This window comes from Streptomyces sp. NPDC088387 (assembly GCF_044753385.1).
Lineage (GTDB): Bacteria > Actinomycetota > Actinomycetes > Streptomycetales > Streptomycetaceae > Streptomyces.
This window is the reverse complement of record NZ_JBIVNC010000015.1, coordinates 117896-142589: the sequence shown is the minus strand read 5'-3', so window position 1 is coordinate 142589 and position 24694 is coordinate 117896. Positions and strand designations below refer to the sequence as shown.

The 24694-nt window shown below is 71.3% G+C and carries 22 protein-coding genes; 6 read left to right on the top strand and 16 right to left on the bottom strand.

The window, feature by feature from the left end:
• Nucleotides 1-32: 32 nt before the first annotated feature.
• The gene (locus ACIQAC_RS32445; RefSeq protein ID WP_402197402.1) at nucleotides 33-1514 is read right to left on the bottom strand and encodes an MFS transporter; all 1482 of its coding nucleotides are present in this window, start codon (nucleotides 1512-1514) and stop codon (nucleotides 33-35) included.
• A 96-nt stretch (nucleotides 1515-1610) separates the two neighbouring features.
• On the opposite strand from ACIQAC_RS32445, the gene ACIQAC_RS32440 reads away from it, so the two are divergent.
• Nucleotides 1611-2402 carry an IclR family transcriptional regulator gene (locus tag ACIQAC_RS32440; protein WP_402197399.1) on the top strand — a complete coding sequence of 264 codons (792 nt, stop codon included), beginning with the start codon at nucleotides 1611-1613 and terminating at the stop codon, nucleotides 2400-2402.
• On the opposite strand, the gene ACIQAC_RS32435 is transcribed toward ACIQAC_RS32440, so the two are convergent.
• Nucleotides 2383-4047 (bottom strand): PucR family transcriptional regulator, encoded by a 1665-nt coding sequence (locus ACIQAC_RS32435; protein ID WP_402197396.1) that lies wholly within the window; start codon nucleotides 4045-4047, stop codon nucleotides 2383-2385. The two genes, ACIQAC_RS32440 and ACIQAC_RS32435, sit on opposite strands and share 20 nt — an antisense overlap.
• Before the next feature lie 196 nt (nucleotides 4048-4243).
• On the opposite strand from ACIQAC_RS32435, the gene ACIQAC_RS32430 reads away from it, so the two are divergent.
• The 4 genes from ACIQAC_RS32430 to ACIQAC_RS32415 all read left to right on the top strand — a co-directional run bounded on the left by ACIQAC_RS32430 (nucleotide 4244) and on the right by ACIQAC_RS32415 (nucleotide 7399).
• The gene (locus tag ACIQAC_RS32430; protein ID WP_402197394.1) at nucleotides 4244-5023 is read left to right on the top strand and encodes a class II aldolase/adducin family protein; all 780 of its coding nucleotides are present in this window, start codon (nucleotides 4244-4246) and stop codon (nucleotides 5021-5023) included.
• A gap of 10 nt (nucleotides 5024-5033) precedes the next feature.
• Nucleotides 5034-6029, top strand: coding sequence for a ketopantoate reductase family protein (locus tag ACIQAC_RS32425; protein ID WP_402197391.1), 996 nt, complete (start codon nucleotides 5034-5036; stop codon nucleotides 6027-6029).
• A gap of 112 nt (nucleotides 6030-6141) precedes the next feature.
• The gene (locus ACIQAC_RS32420) at nucleotides 6142-6741 is read left to right on the top strand and encodes a hypothetical protein (RefSeq protein ID WP_402197389.1); all 600 of its coding nucleotides are present in this window, start codon (nucleotides 6142-6144) and stop codon (nucleotides 6739-6741) included.
• 121 nt (nucleotides 6742-6862) lie between these two features.
• Nucleotides 6863-7399: a CAP domain-containing protein gene (locus tag ACIQAC_RS32415; protein WP_402197386.1), complete on the top strand. Its 537-nt coding sequence runs from the start codon at nucleotides 6863-6865 to the stop codon at nucleotides 7397-7399.
• Between the two features lie 85 nt (nucleotides 7400-7484).
• On the opposite strand, the gene ACIQAC_RS32410 is transcribed toward ACIQAC_RS32415, so the two are convergent.
• Complete coding sequence (locus tag ACIQAC_RS32410) at nucleotides 7485-8711, bottom strand: glycoside hydrolase family 88 protein (protein WP_402197384.1); 1227 nt, start codon at nucleotides 8709-8711, stop codon at nucleotides 7485-7487.
• Between the two features lie 144 nt (nucleotides 8712-8855).
• A complete protein-coding gene (locus ACIQAC_RS32405) occupies nucleotides 8856-9299 on the bottom strand; it encodes a hypothetical protein (RefSeq protein WP_402197381.1) in 444 nt (147 codons plus the stop codon).
• On the opposite strand from ACIQAC_RS32405, the gene ACIQAC_RS32400 reads away from it, so the two are divergent.
• Nucleotides 9277-9969 (top strand): MBL fold metallo-hydrolase, encoded by a 693-nt coding sequence (locus tag ACIQAC_RS32400; protein WP_402197379.1) that lies wholly within the window; start codon nucleotides 9277-9279, stop codon nucleotides 9967-9969. The genes ACIQAC_RS32405 and ACIQAC_RS32400 overlap by 23 nt on opposite strands.
• A gap of 35 nt (nucleotides 9970-10004) precedes the next feature.
• On the opposite strand, the gene ACIQAC_RS32395 is transcribed toward ACIQAC_RS32400, so the two are convergent.
• The 12 genes from ACIQAC_RS32395 to ACIQAC_RS32340 all read right to left on the bottom strand — a co-directional run bounded on the left by ACIQAC_RS32395 (nucleotide 10005) and on the right by ACIQAC_RS32340 (nucleotide 24691).
• Entirely contained in the window at nucleotides 10005-11789 is a 1785-nt protein-coding gene (locus ACIQAC_RS32395) for a serine/threonine-protein kinase (protein ID WP_402197377.1), read from the bottom strand.
• A 175-nt stretch (nucleotides 11790-11964) separates the two neighbouring features.
• Nucleotides 11965-13407: a tol-pal system YbgF family protein gene (locus ACIQAC_RS32390; protein WP_402197375.1), complete on the bottom strand. Its 1443-nt coding sequence runs from the start codon at nucleotides 13405-13407 to the stop codon at nucleotides 11965-11967.
• Nucleotides 13408-13647: 240 nt separating this feature from the next.
• The gene (locus ACIQAC_RS32385; protein ID WP_402197373.1) at nucleotides 13648-14025 is read right to left on the bottom strand and encodes a hypothetical protein; all 378 of its coding nucleotides are present in this window, start codon (nucleotides 14023-14025) and stop codon (nucleotides 13648-13650) included.
• Nucleotides 14022-14795, bottom strand: coding sequence for a sulfotransferase family protein (locus tag ACIQAC_RS32380; protein ID WP_402197371.1), 774 nt, complete (start codon nucleotides 14793-14795; stop codon nucleotides 14022-14024). The genes ACIQAC_RS32385 and ACIQAC_RS32380 overlap by 4 nt, the downstream gene beginning before the upstream one ends.
• 506 nt (nucleotides 14796-15301) lie before the next feature.
• Complete coding sequence (locus ACIQAC_RS32375) at nucleotides 15302-16225, bottom strand: peptidase (protein ID WP_402197369.1); 924 nt, start codon at nucleotides 16223-16225, stop codon at nucleotides 15302-15304.
• Nucleotides 16226-16404: 179 nt separating this feature from the next.
• Complete coding sequence (locus tag ACIQAC_RS32370; RefSeq protein WP_402197367.1) at nucleotides 16405-19053, bottom strand: hypothetical protein; 2649 nt, start codon at nucleotides 19051-19053, stop codon at nucleotides 16405-16407.
• Nucleotides 19050-20570, bottom strand: coding sequence for a purine-cytosine permease family protein (locus tag ACIQAC_RS32365; protein WP_402197364.1), 1521 nt, complete (start codon nucleotides 20568-20570; stop codon nucleotides 19050-19052). The genes ACIQAC_RS32370 and ACIQAC_RS32365 overlap by 4 nt, the downstream gene beginning before the upstream one ends.
• Nucleotides 20571-20932: 362 nt before the next feature.
• A complete protein-coding gene (locus ACIQAC_RS32360; protein WP_402197362.1) occupies nucleotides 20933-21703 on the bottom strand; it encodes an aspartate/glutamate racemase family protein in 771 nt (256 codons plus the stop codon).
• Between the two features lie 72 nt (nucleotides 21704-21775).
• Nucleotides 21776-22258, bottom strand: a complete 483-nt coding sequence (locus ACIQAC_RS32355) for a MarR family winged helix-turn-helix transcriptional regulator (protein WP_402197360.1) — start codon at nucleotides 22256-22258, stop codon at nucleotides 21776-21778.
• 134 nt (nucleotides 22259-22392) lie between these two features.
• Entirely contained in the window at nucleotides 22393-23271 is an 879-nt protein-coding gene (locus ACIQAC_RS32350) for an alpha/beta fold hydrolase (protein WP_402197357.1), read from the bottom strand.
• Nucleotides 23268-23930, bottom strand: coding sequence for an isochorismatase family protein (locus ACIQAC_RS32345; protein WP_402197355.1), 663 nt, complete (start codon nucleotides 23928-23930; stop codon nucleotides 23268-23270). Before ACIQAC_RS32345 ends, ACIQAC_RS32350 begins: the two co-directional genes overlap by 4 nt.
• A complete protein-coding gene (locus ACIQAC_RS32340; RefSeq protein ID WP_402197353.1) occupies nucleotides 23927-24691 on the bottom strand; it encodes an SRPBCC family protein in 765 nt (254 codons plus the stop codon). The genes ACIQAC_RS32345 and ACIQAC_RS32340 overlap by 4 nt, the downstream gene beginning before the upstream one ends.
• Nucleotides 24692-24694: the final 3 nt, after the last annotated feature.

Below are 24694 nucleotides of genomic sequence, written 5' to 3'. Positions count from 1 at the left end.
GGACATGTTCGGAGGTGGGGCCTTCCGGCCGGTCAGGCCGCCTTTCCGCCGCCCGGCGCGTCCCGTACGCCGATCAGCAGGAAGAACCCGGCGACGATGATTCCGGCGTCCAGCCACACCGCTGCGGTCCAGCTTCCTGTGTGGTCGCGCAGGACGCCACCGATGGCGGGCGACAGCACGGCACCCGTCTCGCCGATGAGGTTCTGCATGCCGAACGCGGAGCCGCGTAGACGGGGCGGGGCGATGTCGGCGGTGAGGGCGTGGCCGATGGGCTGCAACGCGTTGAAGAACAGGCTCGCGGTGAACAGCAGCAGACCCATGATGAGCAGTGAGGGCTTCTCGGCCGCCGAGAGGTACCAGGCGAAGACGACGGTGAGGACGGCCTGGACGCCGGTGAAGGACAGCAGCATGGGCTTGCGGCCCCAGCCGCGGCGCACCGCGTAGTCCGAGAGCCAGCCACCGACGGGGAAACCGAGGATGCCGGCGCCCGCGTTGAACCCGGCGGTGAGGGCGGCGTTGGCGAAGGAGGAGTCGGCGGCACCCGCGACGATCGACACCGACCAGAAGCTGAAGAACCAGAGGTTCCACAGCACGGCGATGTAGGAGAGGTAGATCAGGAAGAGGCTGCGGTTCTTCAGGACGGGCCCGAGTTCCTCGCCCTTGCGGGCCAGCGCGAACAGCACGACACCGACGGCGAGGACGACTTCCAGTACGGCGATCCACAGGTCCGACAGACCGGCCTCGGTGCCCAGCAGGTAGATCGCCATGATGAGCGCGAGGGAGACGACCGAGTAGGCGGCCAGGTGGAGCGTGGCACGGCCGACGACCCGTGCGCTGAGGTGGGCGCGGAACCGCCAGGCGATCGCGCCGGCCACCAGGAGGGTGGCGGTACCGAGGATCCAGAAGGCCATCCGCCAGGCGTCGACGTCGGAGAGCCAGATCTTGCCGAAGTCCGTGAAGTGCGGAGTGAAGATGATGGCGATGGTGATGCCGAGCGCCAGACCGGTGATGACGACGCCCATACCGAGGCTGCGGTGACGCTCGGGGGTGGCCTCGCTGATGATCGTGCGGTCGTTGGAGTAGTAGGCGCCTTCGCCGAGGCCGGTGACCACGCGTACGACGATGAACGCCACGAGTCCGCCGACGAATCCGGTGACCACGGTGGCGATGCCGGCCCAGACCAGGCTCACCACGACCAGCGTCCGGTGACCGTAGCGGTCGCCCAGGTAGCCCCCGGGGAACTGCGTGAGCATGTAGCCGGCGAAGAACAGGCCGCCGATGAGACCGCCGAGGGCGTAGGGACGGTCGGCCTCGGCGAGGAACCCGACGCCGTTGTCGATCATCCAGGTGACGACGGGGCCTGTGACCGCGCGGTCGGCCGCGCTCACCGTCCAGCCGAGCAGCAGCAGAAGCCACAGGCTGTGCCAGGGCTTGATCCTGCGGCCCGGGGTTTCGACGGACAGGCTCGGCGGGGCCGTGACGGGGGGTGGCGTGTCCGGTGTTCCAGGTGGCATCGGGAGTCTCCTGAGCGGCGAGCGGTGCGTTGATCCCGAAGCCACACGGTAGGGAGAACTCCCACGGTGCGGAACACCTCGTCTAGAGTTTCTGCTATGTCGAACAACTCCGTGGATCCGTACGGTGCCGCCTCGGTGGGGAACGCCCTGCGCACGTTGCTCTATCTGCGGGGCCGCGATTCCGTGCGTCTCACGGATGTCAGTGACCATCTGGGCATCGCCCGCTCGACGGCACACCGGCTGCTGTCCACACTGCGCAGCTACGGCTTTGTGGAGCAGGAGCCCGGCGGGCGCCGGTACCGGCTCGGGCCCGCCGTCCTCGCGCTGGCCCACGGAGTCACCGACGAACGGGCGCTGATCCGGATCGCCCGCCCGTATCTGGAAGCGCTCCGCGACGCCAGCCAGGAGACGTCGAACCTGCTGGTCCTGGACGGCCCCGACGTCCTCTTCCTCGACGGCGTCGAAGGACCCCGCACCCTGCGGGTCGCCCCGCGCACGGGCGACCACGTGCCCGCGTACGGGACGGCGGCGGGCAAGGCACTGCTGGCGGAACTCCCCGCGGAGACGGTACGGGCGCGCTACCCCGGAGGCCTCAGCCGCCTGACGCCCGGGACCCTGCCCGACCTGGACGCCCTGCTGGCCGATCTCGCCGTGGCCCGTGAGCGGGGCTACGCCCTCAACTTCGAGGAGAGCGCGACCGAGGTGCACGCGATCGGCATGCCGATCCACGACACCCACGGTGTGTGCGTCGCGTCGGTGACGGTCTCGGGGCCGGGGACGCGACTCGGCCGCGGCGACATCGAGGGTTTCCTGCCGGCGCTGCGGACGGCGGCGGAGGGGATCTCGGCGGGCTTGGGGGGACGCGGGTTCACGACGGGGCCGGGGTGACGGGGGCGGCGGGCACCGCTCCGGGCCCCACCGCCGCGACCTCCACCGCCAGTACCAGCCGCTGCGCCGGATCCCGCAGATCGAGCCCGAACTCCCGCTCCGCCCTGCGCAGTCGCTGCCGCAGGGTGTTCTGGTGGATGTGCAGCGCCCCGCTCGCCGGTGCCACCTCGCCGAAGTGCCAGAAGTACGCGGCGAGGGTGGCGAGATGGTCGGTGCCGTGCTCGGCGTCGTACGCGGCGATGCGCCCGGCGGTGCCGGTACGGAGTTCGGCGCGGTGGCGGACCGTGTGCAGCAGCCGCCGCAGTACCAGGTCGGCGCGCAGCTCCTCCGTGTGGTGCGAGCCCGGCGGTGCCCCCGACTCGTGCAGGTGGTCCAGCGCTGCGTCGATGTCCCGGCGGGCCGCGCGCAGTCCGTCGGGCGAGGTGACGTCGGCGGAGCGGACGGCCGTGTACGGGCGCCGCAGGGTGCGGTGGGCGCGCTGGAGCAGATGGTCGATCAGCTGCTCGACGGGGACCGCGGCGGTGACGACCGCGGGCAGCAGGGCGTAGAGCCGGTCACCGACGACGGCCACGGCCGGTTCGTAGCCGAGGGAGCGGCCGTCGACCGCCACGAGGTCCAGCATCCGCAGCAGGTCGGCGCGGCGTCGCGGGTCACCGACGTCACCGTCGCCGTCCGGGGCCGCGGGTGCGGCCAGCCCGAGCAGCACGCCGGGGAGGCGGAAGCCGGGCGCGGCTCCAGGGACCGTGGCTCCCGGGTCCACGGCACCCGGATCCGCCGTTGTCGCAGGGCTCGCGTCGGGCGGACTGTCGAGGACGGCTCGCAGGGCACGGTTACGGCTGTCCTGGTCGGCGTCGGTCTGGCGGCGCAGCGCGAGCATGTGCAGGGCGGCGACCCCGGCGGCCTCCCGCAGCGTGGCCTCGTGGTCGCCGGTCGGCCCGGTGGACGGGAAGGCCACCCACAGTGAGCCGAGGACGTCCTGTCCGGCCCGTACGGCCACGGCCATCCGGGGCAGATCGCCGGGCCGGCGGTGGGTGACGACCGCGTCGCCGCGCCACAACTCGCTGTCGAGGTGGTCGGCGACGGCGTCCTCGGGCACCTGCCGGCTGAGGATGCCGCGTCGGCGGGTGTCGTCGATGGGCTGGTCGGGCAGCGTGGAGTAGGCGACGACGACCCGGTGGACGTCCATGACGGCGACGGCGCCGCCCATGATCGCGGCGACGGCGTCGGCCAGCGAGAACAGGTCGCCGCCCGTGAAGCGGTCCTCGCCGGGCCGGGCGCCGTCGAGCAGGGTGCCGACCGTGCGCTGGACCCTGCTCCACGGCACCTGTGGATCGACGGCAAGGACGGCCACGTCGCGCTCCGCCGCGCTCACCATGAGACCGGAGGGTGCCGGGCGCCCGCACTTGACCGCCAGCACCCCCGAGCACCGGGCCGCGGTACGCACCGCGTCCTGCACACCGTCACCGGTCGGGTCGAGTCCGACGGCGAGCAGCAGCCGGCCCGGTGGCACGTCGCCGAGGGCCTCCGGTGTGTCCAGGAGTTCGACGCCGGTGACGGCCATCGGGCCGGCGCGGCCCTCGGCGACGACGGAGACCGCGCCCTCCGGCAGGGCGCCGACCAGTCTGCTGAGCGGCAGCGACGGCATCCGCGCTCCTCCTCGGCCGGGACACCCACGGGGCGGCCCGGCATGGGCCAGGCGATGTCCGATCCGACATCGACGCACACCCCCGACTGTACGTTCCGCCATATCCCTGGGGAGTCCGTAGCCGCATGCTCGATGTGAGCCCGACCGGCACCGACCACGGCCGGGGTTCGTACGCGTCCCGACCGAAGGAGCCACGGTGACTCTTGCGACAGCTCTGCCCGTCCCGCCGCCGCCCGCGTCGATGAGCGACGCCGAGTGGCGGGCCAGGCTCGAACTCGCGGCCTGCTACCGGGTCTTCGACCACCTCGGGTGGGTCGAGATGGTCTTCAACCACATCACGCTGCGGGTGCCCGGCGAGGAGAACGCCCTCCTGATCAACCCGTTCGGCCTGCTCTACCACGAGGTGACGGCGTCGAACCTCGTCAAGATCGACCACGAGGGACGGATCCTCTCGGACTCCGAGTGGCCGGTGAACGAGGCCGGGCTGCTGATCCACACCGCCCTGCACACGAGCCGCCCCGACGCGCACTGCGTGATGCACACCCACACCACGGCGGGCAGCGCGGTCGCGTGTCTCGCCGACGGACTCGACCCGGACAACTTCTACGCGGCGCAGCTGCACAACCTGGTCGCCTACCACGACTTCGAGGGCATCACCGTCAACCCCGGCGAGCGGGAGCGGCTCGCGGCGGACCTGGGTGACCGCCCGCTGCTGATCCTGCGCAACCACGGTCTGCTGGCGCTCGGCCCGACCCTGCCCGCGGCCTTCGCCGCACTGTGGACGTTGCAGCGGGCCTGCGAGATCCAGCTCGCCGCCACGTTCGCGGGCCGGCCGTTGGCGAAGGTCGGCCACGAGGCCGCCGTCCAGTCCACGCGGGAGTCCTTCCAGCTCGGCGACCGCACGCAAGCGGGCCGGACCCTGTTCGAGGCACTGCGGCGCAAGATCGACCGTATCGACCCGTCCTACCGGAGCTGAGGCGACTGCCATGAAGATCACCATCGTCGGTCCCGGCGCCGTCGGAGCCACCCTCGCCGCGTCCTTCCTCCCCTCCGGCGCCGACGTCTCCCTCCTGGGCTCCCCCGGTGCCCATCTCAACGCCATCAGCGAGCACGGGCTGCTGCTGCGCGGCAACGGCCGTACGGAGCTGTACCGGCTGACCACCTCCCACGATCCCGCACGACTCGGCGTACCGGACCTCGTGGTGACCTGCGTCAAGAGCCAGGACCAGGCCGCCGCGCTGGCCACCGTACGACCGTGGATCGAGGCCGGGGCGGACGTGCTCGTCGTCGCGAACGGTGTCCCGTGGTGGCTGCTGGCCACTGTCGGGGACGTCCCGGAGCAGGTGATCCACTCGGTGGACCCGGACGGCGCGCTGCTCGAACTGCTGCCGCCCGCACGGGTCATGGCCGGTGTCGCCCACTTCAGCAGCTCCGTGCCCGCGCCCGGCGAGGTCACCCACACCAGCGGCGATCTGCTGATCGTCGGTGACCCGCTCGGCGGTACGTCCCACCGCGTCGAGCGCTGTGCGAAGGCCCTGGAGAGCGGCCCGGTGCGGGCACGGGCCAGCGCGGACATCCGCACCGCGGTCTGGGAGAAGCTGCTCGGCAACGTCAACCTCAACCCGATCAGCGCGCTGACCGGGGCGACCGTGATCGACATCCTGGACGACCCCGACGTACGCGGGCTGTGCGCGGCCGTGTTCACCGAGGCGGCCGGCGTCGGGGCGCGGCTCGGCATCGACACCGCGATGTCGGCGGACGAACGGCTGGACATCGCGCGGCGGTTGGGCGCGTTCCGCACGTCGATGCTCCAGGACGCGGACCGCGGACGGCGGCTGGAGACGGACGCCATCCTCGGTGCCGTCCGGGAGCTGGCTCGCCGTACCGGTGTACCCAGCCCTGCCATGGACGCCGTCGGTGGTCTGCTGGCGCTGCGCGAACGGGTACGGCACGGCGCCGCGGCGGAGCGGGGGGCCGGCTGACGGGACATCCGCGCTCCTCGACCAGTCCGCGGACCTCGACGAGGCCGCGGTCCGGGTCGGTGCGATCGGCGGCCGACCGATACGCTGGCGAGCCATCGCGGGAGGGAAAACCATGGACGTCGGCGGAATACAGGCCCAGCGGCAGTTCCACATCCATCAGAAGGTGACCATGATGGTCAACCGCTACGAGGTCTTCGCGGACACCGGCAGCGGTGAACCCGGGCAGACGGTCGCCTTCGTCGAGCAGAAGCGGATGAAGTTCAAGGAAGAGGTCACCCTCTACACCGACGACTCCCGCAAGTCCGTCTTCGCGGCCTTCAAGGCCCGCAAGATCGTCGACCTCGCCAGCGCCTACGACGTCACCGGGGACGGCCAGTCCATCGGCGTCTTCGGCAAGAAGTTCGGCAAGTCGCTGCTGCGCTCGACGTGGAAGGTCGACCAGCCGGGCCTGCCGGCCCTCACGGTCCAGGAGCGCAACTTCGCGCTGGCCCTGTTCCGGCGGGTGTGGGAAGTCCTGCCGTGGATCGGCGATCTGCCCTTCATCTGGAAGTACCACTTCGACTTCGTCGACCCCGACGGCCGGAACGTGGGCTCGTTCGACAAGAAGACCCGCTTCCGTGACCACTACGTCCTGCGGATCGAGGACGACCGCTACGACCGCCGGCTCCTGCTGGCGCACGCGGTGGCGCTGGACGCGCTCCAGTCGCGCTGATCCCGTACGCCCCCGCACCCGGTTCACCCATCAGGCTGCCCACCAGGCAGTACGCCGTTTGGCCGCGGCCCCTCCCGGGGAGCGACGACTCCGGCACGGAAGTTCCTGATGGGAGAGAAACATGTCGGTGTCCCGATTCCTGGCGTCGGCGCTCGTCGGCGCCGTCGTATCGACCACGCTGCTGACCACGACCACGACCGCGTCAGCGGCACCGGGGGCGGCACCGGCCTCGGCGCCCGCCGCGCCCGGCGCCTCCAGGGCCGCGTCGATACAGAGGACCGTGGTCAACCTGACCAACGGCGAGCGGAAGAGGGCTGGTTGCCCGGCGCTGAAGATCCGCTCGGCGCTGCACAGGGCCGCGGAACGCCACTCGGCGGACATGGCCAGGAACGACTACATGGGCCATGTCGGCTCCAACGGCAGCACCCTGACCGAGCGGATCGAGGCGGCGGGCTACAAGGGCTGGAGCGCGCTCGCCGAGAACGTGGCCGTCGGCCAGCGCACCCCCGCCGACGTGGTCGGCGCGTGGATGGAGTCGCCGGGGCACCGTGCGAACATCCTCAACTGCTCGCTGAAGCACATCGGCGTCGGCTATGTGAAGAGGTCCGGAACGCACTACGGGACGTACTGGACGCAGGACTTCGGCGCGAAGACCTGACCCGGCCGGGGTGCGCGCGGGCGGGCCGGTCCCGCCAGTGCGGCCCCCGGAAGGGCCTCGCCGACGGGTGGGTCGCTGTGCCGGGTCAGTGCGTCGAGAGGTCGATGGCCCGGTCGACGTCCCGCGGCTGAAGCAGCCGCAGGATGCCTTCGAGGAGGTAGTAGTCGGCGTACGGCAGGGAGACCTCGATGCCGTCCTCGGCGGGGCGGTTGCGGGTGCAGCGGGCGACCACCGCGTCGGCGCGCGTCGACTTCCTGGTCAGGCAGTTCTCCGCGATCGCGGTGAGGATCCGGATGGCCACCCGGCGGTACTCGCTCCTGCCGGTCGCCTCGGACAGGTCGAGCAGACCGCAGGCCATGATGGCGCCGGCGGACGCGTCCTTGATGTCGTGGGGGTGCTGCGGGGCGCGGTAGTCCCACACCGGTACGTGGTCCGGGGTCAGGGCCTTCACCGCGTAGTCGGCGAGTCTGCGGGCCGTGGTGAGGAACTGCTGGTCGCCGGTGCGGCGGTAGATCGTGGTGAAGCCGTACAGGCCCCAGGCCTGGCCGCGTGCCCAGCAGGAGGTGGGGCTGTAGCCCTGGACGGTGTTCGGGCCGATCCGGGCTCCGCTGGCCGCGTCGAAGTCGTAGACGTGGGGGGTGGATCCGTCCGGGCGGAGGAAGACCCGCTGTGTCGTCTTCGCGTGCTCCACGGCGATGTCGAGGTACTTCGGGTCGCCGGTCTGCTCGGTCGCGAACGCCAGCAGGTCGAGGTTCATCATCGTGTCGATGATGACGCGGCCCGCGTTGTTCGGGTCCTCCAGTCCGCCCCACGCCCGGATGAATCGGCCGCGCGGGTTGTAGCGCCGGATCAGGGTGTCCGACGCGCGCACCGCGCCCGTGCGGAACGTGTCGTCGCCCGTCAGGCGCCAGGCGGTGACCCACGAGGGGTAGAAGAGGAAACCCAGGTCGTGGGTGGTGGTGTCGTTCTGGCGGGGCGCCAGCTTGCGGGCGGAGTCCAGCGCCAGCGTCCGGAAGGTCTCGTCCTTGCTGTAGAGGTACGCCATCCAGAGCGTCCCCGGCCAGAAACCGCCGACCCAGTCGCCGCCCTGGGAGTAGGTCCACTTCTCGAAGCGTGTCCCGACGGGGAACGCGGTGACTCCCGGCGCGACGGCCCGCAGCTTCTGCACCGCGTAGTCGGCGGCCGAGCGCAGGGTGTCCGCGGCCGACTCCGGTACCCGGTCACCGTCGGCTCCCGCGGCCACCGCGGGAGTGGCGCTCACTGCCGTCGCGGCGGCCGCCGCGGAGAGTACCGTGCGCCGGGAAATTCTCATGCGTGTCCTCCAATTGGACGAAGCCACAGGAACGTTGATCGAGTTTGGCACGTCCTTTGCCATCCCGTACACCCATGTGCGCAAGGTTCACATTTATGAATCGTGGCAGCTCACGTCACTGTGGCGTGATCCAGCCACACCCGCCTAGCGACCGGGACCGCCCAGCAGTGTCGCCGCGAACATGTCCGCCAGCCACTCCTCATAGGCGTCCGCCGACCAGCCGCGCCCGGCCGTGAGCCGGGTGAACAGATCCGGGCCGGTGACGGCCCACACGGCGTCCGCGAGGTGGGCCGGGTCCGCCCCCGGCCGCAGGGCGCCCGCCTCGGACAGATGGGTGACGAAGGCGGTCACGCCGGTCACCCGCTCCCGCTCGGCGACGTCCAGCACCTCTCCCACGTCGGGTCCGGCCTGGCTCAGCAGGGCGAACAACGCGGCGACCCGTTCATGGACCCCGCGGACGAAGGCGGCGTAGAGACGGATCTTGGCGGACGGGTCGGCCGTCTCCCAGACCTCCCGCAGCTGGGGGCGGTCGGCCATGGCCACGGGTTCGGCGTCGCCGGCCAGCGTGAGGTCCCACAGGGCCTTCACCGGGCAGTTGAAGGAGGCGCTGGCCGGCCTCGGCCGGGCCGAGGGCGACATCCGGGCCGTGCTGCTGACCCACGGCCACCCGGACCACACGGGTCTCACGGGCCCCCTCGGGCGGGCAGGCGCCGACATCTGGATCCATGAGAGGGACGCCGCCGTCCTTCGTGACGGCCCGCGCAGCGCCACGCGCCACGCCAAGCCCGAGCGCTCGATGGTCCCGTACCTCCTGCGCAGGCCTTCGGGGCTGGCGGTCCTGCTTCACATGGCCCGCTCGGGCGCCTTCACCGCGTCCGGCACGACGGAGGCGCGGGTCTTTGCGTCCGGCACGACGGAGGCGCGGGTCTTTGACACCGACCGGCGGCTGGACGAGGTGCCCGGGGCCCCGCGGGCCGTCACGCTGCCCGGGCACACACCCGGCAGCACCGGCTATCTGTTCCCCGAGCGGGGTCTGCTCTTCACCGGCGACGCCCTGGTCACCGGCGACGGACTGTCCGGCCGAACCGGGCCGACCCTCGTGTGCCGGGCGTTCACCCATGACAGCCGTGCCGCGCTGGCCGCGCTCGACCGTCTCGACGAGCTGACGGCGGACGTCCTGCTCCCCGGCCACGGCGAACCCTTCACGGACGGCGTCCGGGCCGCGACCGCCCTGGCACGGCAGGCCGGCGTGCGCTGAGCCGCCACACGCACGCCGCAGGCCCCACCCGACGGTCAGTACGCCGGCTTCAGCGCTCCCCCGGGCAGCTTCTTGCCGTCCTCCCTGGCCACGCTGCACAGGACGTGGCGGAATCCGCCGTCCCACTCCTCGTCGGAGGAGCGCCAGCCCCACATCTCGTGGCCCTCGCCCCGGGCCCAGTTGACGCCGTACTTCTCCTCGCAGAGCGTGCCGGTCTCGACGCTGTCCGCCGATCCGTCGCCCGAGGCCCAGAGCCAGCCGATCATCTGCTCGTCGTGCGGCCCGGTACAGCTCACCAGGGTCTCGGTGAAGTCGCCGTCCTCGTCCTCCTCCACGTCCACGCAGTCGCCCGGGCCGGTCGTCGTGACGTACACCTCGTCGCCGTACTTGCGGAAGTCGCCGAGCGGACCGCCGAGGGTGGCCTTCTTCAGGAAGAGCAGACAGGCGGAGGCGGGCGGCTCGCTCTGGCCGGGTGCGGGGGTGAGGACGTACAGCACCGGATCGGCCATGGTGCCGCGCAGTTCGGCGGTGCGCCGGGTGCAGTCGTTCCGTACGGCCTGCTGGTCGGATGCCGGTACGGGGCCGTCGGCCGGGACCGTCGCGACGACCTGGCCCTCGGGGTCGTCCTCGTAGCAGTCGACGGTCTTGAGGGCGGGCTGCCCCCTGAACTCGCCGCCCTTCCAGTCGGCGTCGACGCACTGGCCCGCGTCGAGTCCCTCGCGCAGGCCCACCGTGCTGCCGTACGGATGGATTCCACGGGTCACGGTCGGGGAGGGAGCCGCGACGGCTTTCGGCTTGGAGGCCGTGGTCTCCTCATCGCCGGAAGTCGTGGCGCCCAGCGCGAATCCGCCACCGCCGACCAGTACGGCGGCCGCCGCGAGCAGCGCGGCCGTACGCCGGTTCGGCGCCCGGCGGCCACTGCCCGGGGTGCGCGCGGGGGCACCCGGGACGGTGGAGGGCTGCCCGGGAACGGTCGCGGGTTCGGCGGCTGCGGCGAGCAGTTCGCGCGCCTCCTCGGGAGGGATCCGGTCCGCCGGCTTCTTCGCCAGCAGCCCCATGATCACGCGGGAGAGCCGCTCGTCCGCCCGCTTCGGCGGGTCGGGTTCGGTGTTCAGCGCGGCCAGGAGGGACGCGTCGAGGGTGTCGCGCTCGAACGGCGAGACACCCTCGACGGCGAAGTAGAGGGTGACTCCGAGCGAGAAGAGGTCGGTCGCGCGGGTCGCCTCGCCGCCGGACAGCCGCTCCGGCGCGAGGTAGCCCGGCGTGCCCACGACCATGCCGCTCTGGGTGACCCGGGTCTCGCGGGGCCACAGCGAGATGCCGTAGTCGGTGAGCAGGACCCGGCGGTCGGCGGCGCCCGAATGGTCCGGCGCCAGCAGGATGTTGGACGGTTTCACGTCCCGGTGGATGATGCCGAGCCCGTGTCCGGCCCGGAGCGCGTCGAGCGCGGCCGCTCCTATCCTCGCGACCTCGTCGCCGGCCAGCGGTCCGCGCTCCTTGACCGCGGCGCGCAGGTCCCGGGTGCCCGGCAGGTACTCCATCACGATCCACGGCCGGCCGTCGTCCTCGACGACGTCGTACACCGTGATGACGTTCGGATGCTCGCGCAACTGCGCGGCCTTGAGGGCCTCTCTGCGGCCCCGCCCCGCCCGGTCGTCACCCGTCGCTTCGGGCTCCTCCCGCGGTACGTCGATCTCCTTGACGGCGACCTGGACCCGCAGTGCCTCGTCCTCGGCGAGCCAGACGGCTCCGCCACCGCCGGAGCCCAGCCGCTTGCGCAGCCGGTACCGCCCGGCGATGACGCGTTCCTCCCGTGCCACCCACGTCCCCTTCTCCGGCAGCGCCCCTCGATCGGCCGCCGGACACTGCCGTGCGTCCGACGGCCCCCTGCCTACCAGACCCCGTCAGAAGGCCGGCCGGCCGGCCGGCGCGGAGCCCGCGCGGCCGGCCGACGGCCTGCGCTCACCGTACGGTGGGCGGTCGCCCGCCGGACGGTCAACGGACGATCAGGGACCGGAAGGCGGCCTTCACGTCGGAGCCGGACTCGTCCACGTACCGGTCGCGCGGCGGGCCCGTGTCGGATTCGGAGGACGTGTAGTAGGTGAGGATCGCCGGGCAGCTCTCGCCGCCGACCTGGAGCTTGCGGTTCGACACGAGCTTGCCGGTCCTGAGTTCGTAGACCTTCACCGGAATCTCGATCTTGTGGAAGGTCACGTTCACCGTGGAACCGGACGTGCGGCCCTCGTACGGGCAGGTCTCCACGGACGTGCCGAAGGTGTCCTCGCCCATGCACACCACCAGTACCGCGTCGGCGGCGTCGGAGGCCTTCCAGGATCCGGGGAGCTGCTCCGAGTAGTCGGTGGCGTAGCTGCCCCCGGCGAAGAACATCGCGCGGTTGGTGCCCTTGCCGCGGGCCTTGGCGCCGCTGTACTTCGCGGGCTTGGAGCAGTACTCGGGCGCACCGGAGGTGCTCGGGGCGAGCAGGGTGCGTACGTTGGCCAGCTCGATGTTCTGCGTGGCCTTCCGTACGCCGCCGCGGGCCTGGTCCGCGAGCCGGTCGTCGGGGTAGAGGTCGAGCAGCCGTGCGTACTGCGAGCGGGCCTGCTCCCAGTTGCTGTCCTCCATGAGGGCCTTGCCGCATCCGGCGAGCGCGCCCGGCGCGACCCGCTCGGCGGAGGCGACGGACCGGTCGAGGACGTTGTCGGTGGGCTCGCGGTCGCGGAGCCAGTCGGTGACGGCGACCGTGCCGCAGGGGTTCCTGGTCTCCAGACGGCCGAGGAAGCTGTTCAGTGTCGTCTCGACGGTCTTGTCGTTGCCGGGTTCGGCGAGGACCGACTCGAGGGTGTCGAAGCCGTCCGAGAGGGACTCGGTGTCACCGGTGAGTGCGGTGGTCAGATCACTCCTGGCGGTACTCAGCCGGTCGCAGGCCGCCACGGAGTCGTCGCCGCGGGCGGCCAGCGGCGCGTTGGCGGCGCGGTTGCCGAACCACACACCGTCCTGGGCGTCCGTCACCTCGGCGCAGTCGCCCTTCTCGCGGGCCTCGGTGACCTGTTGCCCTATGTCGGAGGCGTCGAGGCGGAGCAGCCCGACGGCGAGCAGCACGGGCAGGGTGACCGCGACGGCGACCACGCGCATGCCGCGTGACGAACCCCGGTGGACGCTCCGGTGGGCGAGGAACCAGCCGTGGGCGACGACAAGGGCCCACCATGCGAGAACGGCGATCTGGTAGGCCCCGTTCGCCGACGAGACGAGAAGCGAGACCAGTACGACGGTGACGGCCACGGAGACGACGGCGAGGGCGCGCTTGCGCACCATCAGGTAACCGACGCCCAGCAGCGAGGCGTTGCCGATGGCGACGGCCCACGGGTCCTGCACCCTGGGTACCTCGGGCACCGGCTCGGGCACGACGGGATCGAAAAAGTACGTCGGGTTGCTCATCCTGATCTCCCCCGGTGGCAGAACGGCTTGTTGCCCGCATCGTGCGGTCCCGTTCCCGGGACCCCTCACACAGACGCTCGGGCCAGTTCCGCCAGTTCCGCCAGTTCCCTTCGGTTCACCGAAGGACTTCCGCTCAGTCGACCAGGAAAATACCACGCGCCGCAACACCGCGTTATTCGTCGAACACCCTTTGCAGTAGGGGAACTTGGCCCGTCGGCGGTGCGGCCGGAAGGAATTGCCTCAGGAATGTCGGCCCAGCAGCGCGTGGGCCTCGGCGGCCACGTCCGTCGGGCGGTCGTGGCCCGTCACGCACACCTCGACGTACCGGGTGCCACTGGCCTTGTGGCGGGCGCACACGGCGGGCGGGCTCTCCGGGGCGCAGGGAGCGATGGCCACGATGCCGTTGCGGGCCAGTACCTCGGCCATCAGGCCGGTTCGTTCGACGTCCGGGTCGAGACCGCCGGGGCGGTCGAGCACCGCGACGCGGCGCTGGTCGGCTCGCAGTCGTTCGGCGAGCGCGTAGGCGGCTGCCCGCCGGTCGGCCACCGAGGGCCCGGTCACCCAGACCGTCGCCCCCGGACACGTACATCGGCGCTTGGCGCCGGTCGGGTCACTCAACACGGATATCCCCAGGCTCGAGTGATGTCGCGCAGCGCCTCGGGAACGTCGTCCGCCTCCGGCAGGGGCCGCGCCTTCTGGATCTTCCCGGACTTGATGTTCTCGCTCCAGTCACCGATGAACGGCACGAACGGGCCGTGGTCGCCCCTGCGGTAGTCGAGCATCTTCGCCGTCCAGGGCAGGCCGAGGTGCGCGCAGATCTCCCGGGTGATGTCCGCGGGCCGCTCGGTCAGATCCTCGTAGCGGACCGTGAGGCCGGGCAGGCCGGTGCGGGCCGCTTCGACGGCTTCGACGTACGCGCGCACCTCCCGCACGGTGGCGCCCAGTTCGCGGTCGGGGCGGTTGTTGATCAGTGAGCTCACCATCGACGCGGGGTGGCGCAGCAGGAAGATGTACCGGGCCTTCGGCCAGCCTTCTTGCAGCCGCTCCCAGACGGCCGCGTTGCCGGGGGTCTTGTCCACGATGACCTGCTTGCCGCTGCGGACCAGTTCGCGATGGAGGATGCGGTCCCAGAGTAGGTACTCCAGCTCACGCTGGTCCAGGTCGAGTTCGGCCATCGCCTTTTTCGTGTACGCCTTGTTGAGGTCGACCGAAAGGGTGCGCAGATGCATTTCGTGGGGCGCGCGAATCCGTGGGTGGCTGTTGAGGATGACGCGCAGCAGAGTGGAGCCTGAGCGCACGGAGGAGAGGACGAACACCGGTTCCGGCACGAGCCGGGAGGCGGACTGCGGTACCGGGGGTTCGGCGAGTGCGCGAATGCGCCGTCTCACTCCACGCGCCACCCGGCGTATTTCCGTACCGCCCAAGACCATTTCCCTGCCTCCTCGCCCTCCCCCGCGTCCGGAATCCCCGTCCTCCGTTGAAGCCTTGACCATACTGTGACACCGGGTGGGTTTCGCCATGGGAATCACATAAGAGTTTCCTGAGACATCGATGGCGAGCAGGCTCCCACCGCCCTCACTCCCGACGGCACCCTCGTCGGTCCCGTCTTCGCCGCGGGTCAGCGGGCTTTCGACGGCACGTGGCCGGTGTCCGCGAGCACGTTCCTCGGTGTGGAGACGCTCGGCATGCCCGAGTGGCTCATCGAGGTGGACGGTTCGCGGTGCTGCCGTAGGCCTCGCACCCGACCGGCGGTCCGCGGGCGGATCGCTGGTCGATCGTCGATCCACTGATCGACCGGCGATCCGCCCGCGACGGTCGTCAGGCCCCGTGGCCACGGCGTCCACGGCGTCCACGGCGTCCACGGCTCGGGAATCTCAGCCGGGTGGGCACAAGGTCAGCTGTTCTGGGCCCCGTTCCACACGTCGTACGAGGAGTTGCCGTACGACGAGGCGGCAGCGGCCGATCCGTAGCTGCCGGAGTACGCGCCGGTCTGGATGGCGGAGCCGTCGGCCTGGTAGTTCTCGATCCAGCCGCCGCCGCTGGCACCACCGGAGAGGCCGTTGCAGTTGTTCATCAGGCGCTGCCCGTCGGGTCCGGCGTAACCCTGCCCCTCGCACCACACGGCATAGTCCTTGTCGGCCGGCAGACCGATGATGTGCGCGTAGTTGCTGGACCAGTTGAAGCCCAGGCCGGTGGAGCCCACGACGTCCTGCACACGCCGGCCGTTCGCGGTGTTCAGGACGAGGAAGGCGCTGTCGTTCTCCTGACCGCCTCCGGTGACCCAGCCCGCGCTGCGCCAACCCCACCAGCCGTAGGGGGCGTTGCCCTGGCTGTAGTTGGGGGCGAAGCGGTAGTTGGTGCCGCCTTCGCCGAAGCCGCAGTGGCGGGCTGTGGCCAGCACCGAACCGTTGTTGCTTGTGACAACGTTGCCAGAGCAGATGTAGTCGCCCTTGCCGGGGATCGTGAAGAACAGGCGTCCCACGGTCCCCCACACGCTGGCCTGGGCCTCGACTCCCCCGCGCGCGGCGGGTCTTGTCGCGGGGATGTGCACGGGATTGCCGACGGCCTCGGCGGCGGCACTCGCGGAGGACCGCACCTCGGAACCGGCCGCGGGCGCGGGCATCGGCCTGGCCCGGCGGATCCGCTCCGGGGTCCAGTAGTCGTCGAGCTGAGCGCGTGACTTGGTGTTGACGGCGGTGTCGGTCCCGGTGGAGGTACCGGCCGGCCGGTCCTGCGCGACGGCCGAGACCGGCGTCAAGGCGAGACACAGACTCGCCGCCGCGGCAAGGGTGATGAGGGCAGATCGACGTAGGCGCATGGGAGCCTTCCTAGCGTGGGGGGTGATCAAACGCGCTCACTGTCGCACGGGGCTCTACGGCACATCAATGGTCCGTACCAAAGTGCTTCTGCCCGGTGGCACACCGGGAATGTGGGGGTGATGACGACGGCGCTGCCCGCCCGGAGAGAGGGCTGACCCACGCCTCGACAGGGCCGGTGCTAGACGGTTTCCGCACCTCGCTCCGCGTCGTACGAGCGCCCGGACATACGCGGTCGCAGTCGGGGGGCGGCTGCGAGTCCGCTCGGGTCGGCCGGTCCGGGCTGGTGGCGGGTGCCGGAGTAGTAGTGGTTGGCGGCCGTGGACGCCACGCGGATGCGCAGTTCGTTGGGTCCTGAACGCAGCGCGGACGAGGGGAGGTCGCAGCGGAAGGGAGCCCATCCCCAGCGACCGACGGTCTGTCCGTTGATCTCGGCCTCGGCGCTTGTGTGCACAACGGGCAGGACGAGTTCCCAGTCGGGCCAGGAGAGGTCGGCCGCACTGACGTGGAAGGTGTTCCGGTACTCGCCGACGCCCGAGTACGCGGCCCATCCCTGCTGTTCCCAGCCGCGGTCGACGTCGATCGCGTGCTCGGCGGCGCCGAGGGTGAGCGTCCATCCGCTGTCCAGGATGAGGGGGGCCGGCACCGTGCGCGGGCCGTGGGTCAGGTGCCAGCAGGCCAGTTCGCCGGGGGCCAGGCTCAGGCGCAGTGAGCCGTTGGTGTCGAACGGTGCCTCGACCACGCCGGACTCCGGCCGCCACCGCGTGGCCCTGGCCGGGAGTTGGGCGGGCCTGATGTGGACGGACCGCTCGCAGTCGTCGTCGTTGAACAGGGCGATCCGCGTCCCGTCCGCGTCGAGCGCCCGGCGTGACCACACCGCGCCCTCGAAGTCGATCGTCGGATGACCGGCGAGCGAGCGGTCCAGATGGGGTGCGACGGCTGCGGCCGACGGGATGTCCGGCCAGTGCCGGGCCCGTGGCCCGCTGAGCAGTTCTGCTGTACGGCGGCTCACCCGGCCGTCGGCGCCCCGGCTCCGGGTCGCCTGCGGGACCGGGCCCGAAGCGAGCAGGACTCCCCCGCCGTCCTGGAACTCCGCGAGCGCGTCGAGGGACTTGTCGTCCTGGATGACGGAGACCCCGGGCAGGACCAGGGTCCGGTACCGGCCTGTCAGCCGGCCCGCGCGCAGGTCGCGTTCGTCGACCAGATGAAAGTCGTGTCCGGCACGGGCCAGGTACTCGGCCCAGAACGCCGTGTGCTCACCGTAGGGATGGGTGGGGCCTTCGGCCCAGCTCGTCCGCAGCGGATACAGCACGGCGATCTCGTCCAGGGGGCGGGTTGCGTCGAGGAACTCCGACAGCCTGCCCGACTCCTCGGCGAACGCCCGGTGATGGGTGAACCACGGTTCGAAGTTCACGCCGGGGGCGAAGTCGAAGCGGGGATTGGTGAACAGCTCGTCGCCCTCGTGGCCGTCGGTGAGCCAGAAGGCGTGCATCAGCAACTGCCGTGCGCCCAGCAGATGGTGACGGATCGTCTGGTCCCGCAGCTCTCCCAGGGTGAGTTCCCAGCGGCCGGCCGCGAAGTGGGATCCGGTCTCCGTGCGGGCGAAGTACTGCTCGACCAGGCAGCCGCTGCGGCCGTTGGACCGGGCCACCGAGTCGCCGAACTTGGCGCTGATCTGCGGGTGTTCGTTGCGGGCGTCGACGGCCGTGAGGTCGCGCCAGCGGTCCAGACCGAAGTAGTCGGTGCCGAAGTTGGTGCGGGGGTCCTCGGTGATGATCGTGTCGGCGGGATTCCAGGAGGAGACGTACCCCAGGACCTCGTGGCCGGACAGGGCGACGCCGTGCTCGGTGCACCACTTCGACAGGGTCCCGAAGAACGCGTCGATGCCGACGGCCGAGTAACGCTCGAAGAACTCGCACCGCCAGGCCGCCGTCAGCGGGCCCACCTCACGCGCCAGGGACAGCAGGACCCGACGGTCGTCCGGCACGACGGTGGGCGCGTACATCAGTGACGAGTCGACATGGGTGCGGCGCTGTCGCCAGTCGAAGAAGCACCCGTGCGGCTGGTCGAAGAAGACATGGCTGACGGTGGTTCCCAGGTGTGCGCCGAAGGCCTCCGCGTAGGGCTCGTAGCCGACTTCGAGAAAACGCTCAGCGGCCTCGGGAAGCAGGTAGTTGATCATGCGGCTCGACGCGCACCGCGCCGCGACGAACACGGTGACTGCGGAATGGCCGGCCAGTGCCCCGGTGGGGACGCGCACACGGCATCCGGACGCACCGGACTCGATGAGCTCGGCGTGTTCCGTGACGTCCGTGATGGAGTCCGCGGAATCGATGTCCCCCGCGGGGTGGGCGAGCGCCGCGACGATCTCCCACTCGTCCCAGCGCGGGACTCCGCCGGCGAACACCCAGTTCTTTCCGGGCTCCAGCAGATGATCCACGTCCTTGGCGCGGATCCCGTCGACGGCTGTCTCGGCGTACTCTCCGACGGGCTCCCCGGTGGTGCAGAACATGTGCCGTTCGCGCAGTTCGTCGCGTCCGTCGACGGTACGTCCGCCCGCGTGCCCGGAGAGCCAGTTGTACTCGTCGTAGATGCCCACCATCAGTCCACGCGCCGCCGCCTCGTCGGCGGCGAGCCGGCACGCGGCGAGATACCGGGGTCCGAGATAGTCCTCGATCGGGAACGACAGCCGGGTCTGGATCTGGAAGGACCGGAAACCGGCCGCGGCAAGGGTGTCCAGCTGCTCCCGGATCTCGTCGGCCGCCGGGATCCTGTGCCAGAACCAGTAGGTGGCGGGCGCGTGCCACTGGTCGGGGCTTTCGAAGGTCATGAGGAGACCTTCGCGGGCTCGGGTTCGCGCTCCACGGCGTAGGTGCCCTTCGGGTCGATCTTCAGCACGAAGGTGAGGAACGCGTAGATGGCGGCGCCGACCACCATGGCGATCAGGACACCCATGTTGGTGCTGCCGATGACGCCCTTCTTCGCCGAGTCGGACAGCAGGAACCCGACCACCTTGGCGAGGTTCGGGTCGGACGAGGTGACCAGGCCCAGACCGATCACGGTGGCGACACCGAGTGAGACCAGCGCCGTCCAGCGGCCGCTGCGGCCGCCCTCCCCCGCGCGCTTGGCGAGGTCGACGTTCCAGCCCAGGCGCCGCTGGCGGATGAAGTCGAGGAGCTGGATGCCGCCCATGGTGCCCATGACCACCGCGATCAGGGCCAGGAAGGCCTGGAAGGTGGCGAGGAAGGAGTCGGACAGGAAAAGCAGGTAGAAGGCGCCGGCGGAGATGATGACCATGTTGATGACCGTGGTCCCGGCCCGGGAGACGGGCACGCCGAGCGCGAGGAGGGCGAGCCCCGAGGAGTACAGGCCCGTGATCGCCGCGGCCACCAGCGAGATCACGATGACGATCGTGAACGGGATGAAGAACCACAGCGGCAGCAGGTCCGTGAGCGCGCCGATGGGGTCGTTCGCGGCGGCGGTGCCGAGGCCGGAGTCGCCCGCGGCCAGCAGCACACCGAGGACGAGCAGGACGGCGACCGGAAGCACGATGCCGAAGGTGGTCCAGGCGATCACGCCGCCCGCCTTGGTGGTGCGCGGGAGGTAGCGGGCGAAGTCACCGCCGTAGTGCAGGAATCCGAGTCCGACCATCGTCATGGCGAGGATGACCCCACCGACGAAGGTGGCCAGTGAGCCGTTGGCCTGGCCGCCGATCCGGTCCCACTCGATATGGGGTACGACCATGCCGATGAACACCACCGTCATCACCCCGGTGAGCCAGGCGATCCACTTCTCCACCCTGAGGATCATCTGATGGCCGTAGACCGCGACCGTCACGGAGACGACGAGCACGGCGACGTACCAGAGCACGATCGCCGGAACGGTCGCCTCACCCTGTCCGTCGGCGAAGGGACCCGGCCACAGCCGGGCGAGGAGGTTGGCCCCCGAGGTCGACGCCAGCGTGATGAGCGTGACCTTCCAGCCGACGTTGGACAGATAGGCGAAGAAGGTGGGGAACTTGTTGCCGTGGAAACCGAAGGCGGCCCGTGTCTGGGTGAGGGTGGGCAGCCCTGTCCGAGGACCGCCGACGGCGAGGATGCCGACCAGCGTCGAGGACAGTACGTATCCCAGGATCCCGGCCAGGATGGCCTGCCAGGCGCTCAGGCCGACCCCGAACACGTAGACGCCCAGGCTGACCCCGAGGATCGACACGTTCCACGAGAACCAGACGGGGAACAGGCCGCCCGGCGTGCCGTGGCGTTCCGCGTCCGGGACGGGGTTCACGCCGTTCTGTTCGACCGCTGAGACAACGGGTGGTGACGCGACGGGTGGCGAGATGTCGGTCATGGTCTGTTCCCTTCGGTGGTGGCACCGCTGATGAGGTGGGCACGCGGCAGACGTCGTCGCCCAGGGACCCGCAGTAAGTCCCTGCGGGAGGGTTTTGTGGAATGCGCCGCGGCCGGAGCTGTGCGCTCGGCGCCGGGCCCCTCGGAGGGTTGCGGTCCCTCGGGGGGTGCGGGCCCTCGGAGGGTTGCGCCGGCCCCTCGGGGGGTGCCATGGGAGGCCTCGTCAGGGGGTGTCCCCGAGGCCGGGGTGGGACGGGGTGCGTCGGCCGCCGGAGAATTAGTCCGGACGCTGACTATCTCCCGGTGGAGGCTCTCCGTCAAGGGTTCTCCGCGCGGATCTCCGCACGGTCCCGGGCGCTGCGGTCAGGCCGTGGCCGGGCTGGGGACGCGGCCGTTCAGGAGGCGACCGGCGCCCGGCACCAGGGTGGGCAGGCCCAGTGCGGCGAGGATGCGGTACGCCGTGGCGGTGGCCGCGGACAGCACCGGCAGGCCGGCCGCGTCCTCCACCGGCTGGATCGAGGACAGCGACGGCATCTGCACACACGCGGACAGGACGAGGGCGTCGGCCCGGGAGAGGTCGAGGCGCCGCCAGTGCTCGCGCAGGTCGGCGGGGTCCAGGCGGGCCACCGCGAGGTTGTCCGGCACCTCCAGGCTCAGCGCGTCCACCACCTCGGTACCCGCGTCCTCGATGTAGTCGGCGACCACCCGGGTCAGCGGCTTCATGTACGGAGTGATGATCGCGACCCGCCGCGCTCCCAGGGCACGTATGCCGTCGAGCAGCGCTCCGGCGCTGGAGATCACGGGCGCCCGCGCCCCCTGCTCCCGCAGCACCGCGGTGATCTCGTCCTCCGCGGTGCAGTGGTGGCCCGGCCCCTGCGCCATGATCGCCACCAGGCAGGCGGTGGCCACCACGTCCGGGCGGGCGTCGGCGAGTTCCAGGGCCGCGCGCCCGGTCTGCGCGTTCATGGCGCGCAGCTCTTCGGGGGTGACGTGCCGCATACGCATCCGGCTGCTGTGGAAGACGAACCGGTCGTCGGGGAGTACGGACTCGCGCTCCCGGAGCATGCGGGGGAGCTCCGTCTCCATGGTCAGGTTCGAGCTGGGCACGATCAGGCCGATGTGGTGGTCGGTCATGGCATCCTCCGGGGATCCGGTTTCCGTACGGTCGGTGGCGACCCGGAACCCGCGGCATGCCTCGGTGAGCGGCTACGGGTTCTCGGTCAGTCCCTCCCAGTGGTCGGCGAGGGAGGTGAGCAGATGTGTGATCTCCTCGCGCCGCTCCTCGCCGAACGGCTCCAGGAGCCGTTGGTCGAGCAGGCGCGCCCGGGTGTTCGCGTCGCGGAGGGTCCGCTCGCCCTCCTCGGTCAGGTAGAGCAGCTTGCGGCGGCCGTCGTCGGCGGCCGTCCTGCGTACGATCAGGCCCCGGGTCTCCAGCCGTCGGGCGACGTCCGCCATCGTCGACGTGTCCAGCGCCACCGCCGACGCCAGCGACCTCTGGTCGTGGCCCGGTGCCGCCTCCACGGTCTGGAGTACCGCGAACTGCGGGCCCGTGAGTGTCGGGTCCACCGCGCGGATCCAGATCGCCAGGTAGGCCTGGTAGAGGCGCCGTACCTGGTAGCCGGGCGCGGCCGTCAGGGCGACGGGAGGCCGGGGCGGAGTGGAGGTCGGGGTAGCGGTTTCGTCAGCCATGGAGCCACTTAAGCACGGCTCTTGATCGGTTCGGCACCCCGGAACGGGACGGTCCGGAACGCGGACCGCCAGCGGCGGGTGGCGGGCGGCGGGCGGCGGGCGGCGGGCGGCGGGCGGCGGGCGGCGGGCGATCGTCAGGTCAGCATCGGGCGCAGTACCTCCCTCAGCGCGGCGAGGGCGACGGCAGGGTTGTCCCAGAACAGCATGTGCCCGGCGTCGGGGATCTCGCGGCACACCGCCGAGGGATGCAGCCGGGCCGCCTCCCGCGCGCCCTCGGCGGTGACGACGGGACTGTCCGCGCCGTACAACAGCGCCGTGGGACCGGGAACCGAGGGCCACCACTCGAAGAAGTCCTCGGTCTCGAACCCACGGTGGGTGGCCACGACGGCGTCCTGCGCACAGCTGGCCAGCCAGCGTGCCCGCAGCTCCTGCTCCGCGCGCGGCCAGCGCGGCCACGCCCGGGCGACCTCGTCGGCGTCGGTGCCGCGGACCGCTTGCGCGAGCTGGCCGAGGAACGTGTCCAGCGTAGTGGGGTAGGGTCCGCGCCCCGGTCCGCTCATCGGTGGGTCGCCCAGTGCTGTGCCGCGCAGGGCGACCTCGCCCCGGACTGCGGTCACCGCCGCGATACGCGCGCCCATGGAGTGTCCGAGGAGCAGGGGCCGGTCGAGTCCGAGCCCGGTGATGACGGCTTCGGTGTCCTCCGCGTACTCCTCGAGGCTGTACGCACCGCCCGCGTCGGACAGCCCTCGCCCCCTGACGTCGACGACCAACGGCCTGACCAGGTCGGTCAGTTCGCGCGCCACGAAGTCCATCGTGATCGCCGGACTCGTGATGCCGGGCAGCACCACGAGGGGGACGCCCGGTCCGCCGTAGTCGAGGACGTGCAGACGGGCGCCGGCCGAGCGCACCCAGCGGCTCGTGGCGGGCACGTCGGCCAGATCGGCGAGCGCGGACTGTGACAGGTGGCGGACGGGCGGGTCGGGCGTCACGGGGTCCTCCGGCGGCGGGGTCACCGGGCGCTCCTCGGCAGGCCGTCGAGGTAGGAGACGGCGTCCTTGAGGTCGAGTACGTCGCCGTACTTGGCCTGGATGTCGAAGAGGTTCGCCTCGTGCGGGCCGGAGGCCCGGTCGCCGACGCATTCGCGCGGAACGAGCACCGAGAACCCGGACTGCACGGCGTCGACGGCCGTCGCGCGCACGCAGCCACTCGTCGTCGCCCCGCAGACCAGCACGGTGTCGCGGCCAAAACCCGTCAGCAGGGCGGCGAGCGAGGTCCCGAAGAAGGCGGAGGCGCCCTTCTTCACGATCAGGTGGTCCTGTGGTTCGCGCGGCAGCCGGGGATCGATCTCCACCTCCTGGCCGCCTTCGACCAGGGCCCGCATGCCCGGCGCCTTGTGCAGCCAGACGACGGCGTCACCCGCCGCCTCGGCCTGCGTGTATGCGATCGCGGTGAACACGACCGGCACTCCGGCGGGGCGGGCCGCGTCGATCAACTCGCCTGTGGCGCCGACGACTTCGGTCAGGTCCGCGCCCGAGGGAAAACCGTCCTCGGTGAAGCCGCGCGTCAGGTCCACGACGACGATCGCGGGGCGGCTGCCACGCCGCACCGGGGCGCCGAAGCCGGCACGCGCGTAGGTGCGCTCCGTCTCGTGTCCGTATCGCGAGGTGCTCATGACGACCTCCGCAGGGCGCGTAGTTCGCGCGCCTGGGCGCTGAGGCGGCCCAGCAGCCAGCCTTCGAGGAGGCCGAACGCGAAGGCTCCCGCGACGAGGGCGTACTTGGCTGCCGCGGGGCCGGCCAGCAGGGCCAGGCCGTCGAGTTCCGCGTCCCGCGCGAGGGCGGGCCGCGAGGCGGGGGTGAAGGTGGCGCCCTCGCCCGCGGATGTGGCGCCCGTGCGCGGGGAGTTGGTGCCCGTGCGCGGGGAGTTGGTGCCCACGTCCGCGGATTGGGCACCCGTGTGTGGGACGGCAGCCGCTCCCCCGGCCCGCCGGTCCGCGTCCAGCAGGCTGCCCAGATTCCGGGCGAACTGCTGGAGGATCCGATCGGACACGGCGGCGATCGCGCCCTTGCCGAACTGCGCGATCTTCCCGCGGATCACCAGGTCCGTGGAGAGCTGGAGCAGCGCGCCCTCGGGTGCCGCCACCACGTCCAGCGCGACCTCGGCCTCGGCGTCTCCGCTGCCGTGGGTGTCGGCTCCGCGGGCGTGCACCCGCAGCCGCCGTCGCTCGGTGTCGACCTCAAGGAACCGGACCGTGCCCGCGTAGGCGGCACTGATCGGTCCGACCCTGATCTTCACCCTGCCCTGCCAGACGTCGCCGTCCTGCCCGTCGAGCGCGGCGCCCGGCATACAGGAGGCGACCCTCTCGACGTCGTTCACCAGGGCGAAGACCTCGTCCGGCGAGGCCTTGACCACAACCGTGTTGGTCAGCCGCATGGG

Excerpts from the sequence above, each read along its gene's own strand:
- ACIQAC_RS32445 (WP_402197402.1), bottom strand. The coding sequence starts at position 1,514 with ATGCCACCTGGAACACCGGACACGCCACCCCCCGTCACGGCCCCGCCG.
- ACIQAC_RS32440 (WP_402197399.1), top strand. The coding sequence starts at position 1,611 with ATGTCGAACAACTCCGTGGATCCGTACGGTGCCGCCTCGGTGGGGAAC.
- ACIQAC_RS32435 (WP_402197396.1), bottom strand. The coding sequence starts at position 4,047 with ATGCCGTCGCTGCCGCTCAGCAGACTGGTCGGCGCCCTGCCGGAGGGC.
- ACIQAC_RS32425 (WP_402197391.1), top strand. The coding sequence starts at position 5,034 with ATGAAGATCACCATCGTCGGTCCCGGCGCCGTCGGAGCCACCCTCGCC.
- ACIQAC_RS32420 (WP_402197389.1), top strand. The coding sequence starts at position 6,142 with ATGGACGTCGGCGGAATACAGGCCCAGCGGCAGTTCCACATCCATCAG.
- ACIQAC_RS32415 (WP_402197386.1), top strand. The coding sequence starts at position 6,863 with ATGTCGGTGTCCCGATTCCTGGCGTCGGCGCTCGTCGGCGCCGTCGTA.
- ACIQAC_RS32410 (WP_402197384.1), bottom strand. The coding sequence starts at position 8,711 with ATGAGAATTTCCCGGCGCACGGTACTCTCCGCGGCGGCCGCCGCGACG.
- ACIQAC_RS32390 (WP_402197375.1), bottom strand. The coding sequence starts at position 13,407 with ATGAGCAACCCGACGTACTTTTTCGATCCCGTCGTGCCCGAGCCGGTG.
- ACIQAC_RS32375 (WP_402197369.1), bottom strand. The coding sequence starts at position 16,225 with ATGCGCCTACGTCGATCTGCCCTCATCACCCTTGCCGCGGCGGCGAGT.
- ACIQAC_RS32370 (WP_402197367.1), bottom strand. The coding sequence starts at position 19,053 with ATGACCTTCGAAAGCCCCGACCAGTGGCACGCGCCCGCCACCTACTGG.
- ACIQAC_RS32365 (WP_402197364.1), bottom strand. The coding sequence starts at position 20,570 with ATGACCGACATCTCGCCACCCGTCGCGTCACCACCCGTTGTCTCAGCG.
- ACIQAC_RS32360 (WP_402197362.1), bottom strand. The coding sequence starts at position 21,703 with ATGACCGACCACCACATCGGCCTGATCGTGCCCAGCTCGAACCTGACC.
- ACIQAC_RS32355 (WP_402197360.1), bottom strand. The coding sequence starts at position 22,258 with ATGGCTGACGAAACCGCTACCCCGACCTCCACTCCGCCCCGGCCTCCC.
- ACIQAC_RS32345 (WP_402197355.1), bottom strand. The coding sequence starts at position 23,930 with ATGAGCACCTCGCGATACGGACACGAGACGGAGCGCACCTACGCGCGT.
- ACIQAC_RS32340 (WP_402197353.1), bottom strand. The coding sequence starts at position 24,691 with ATGCGGCTGACCAACACGGTTGTGGTCAAGGCCTCGCCGGACGAGGTC.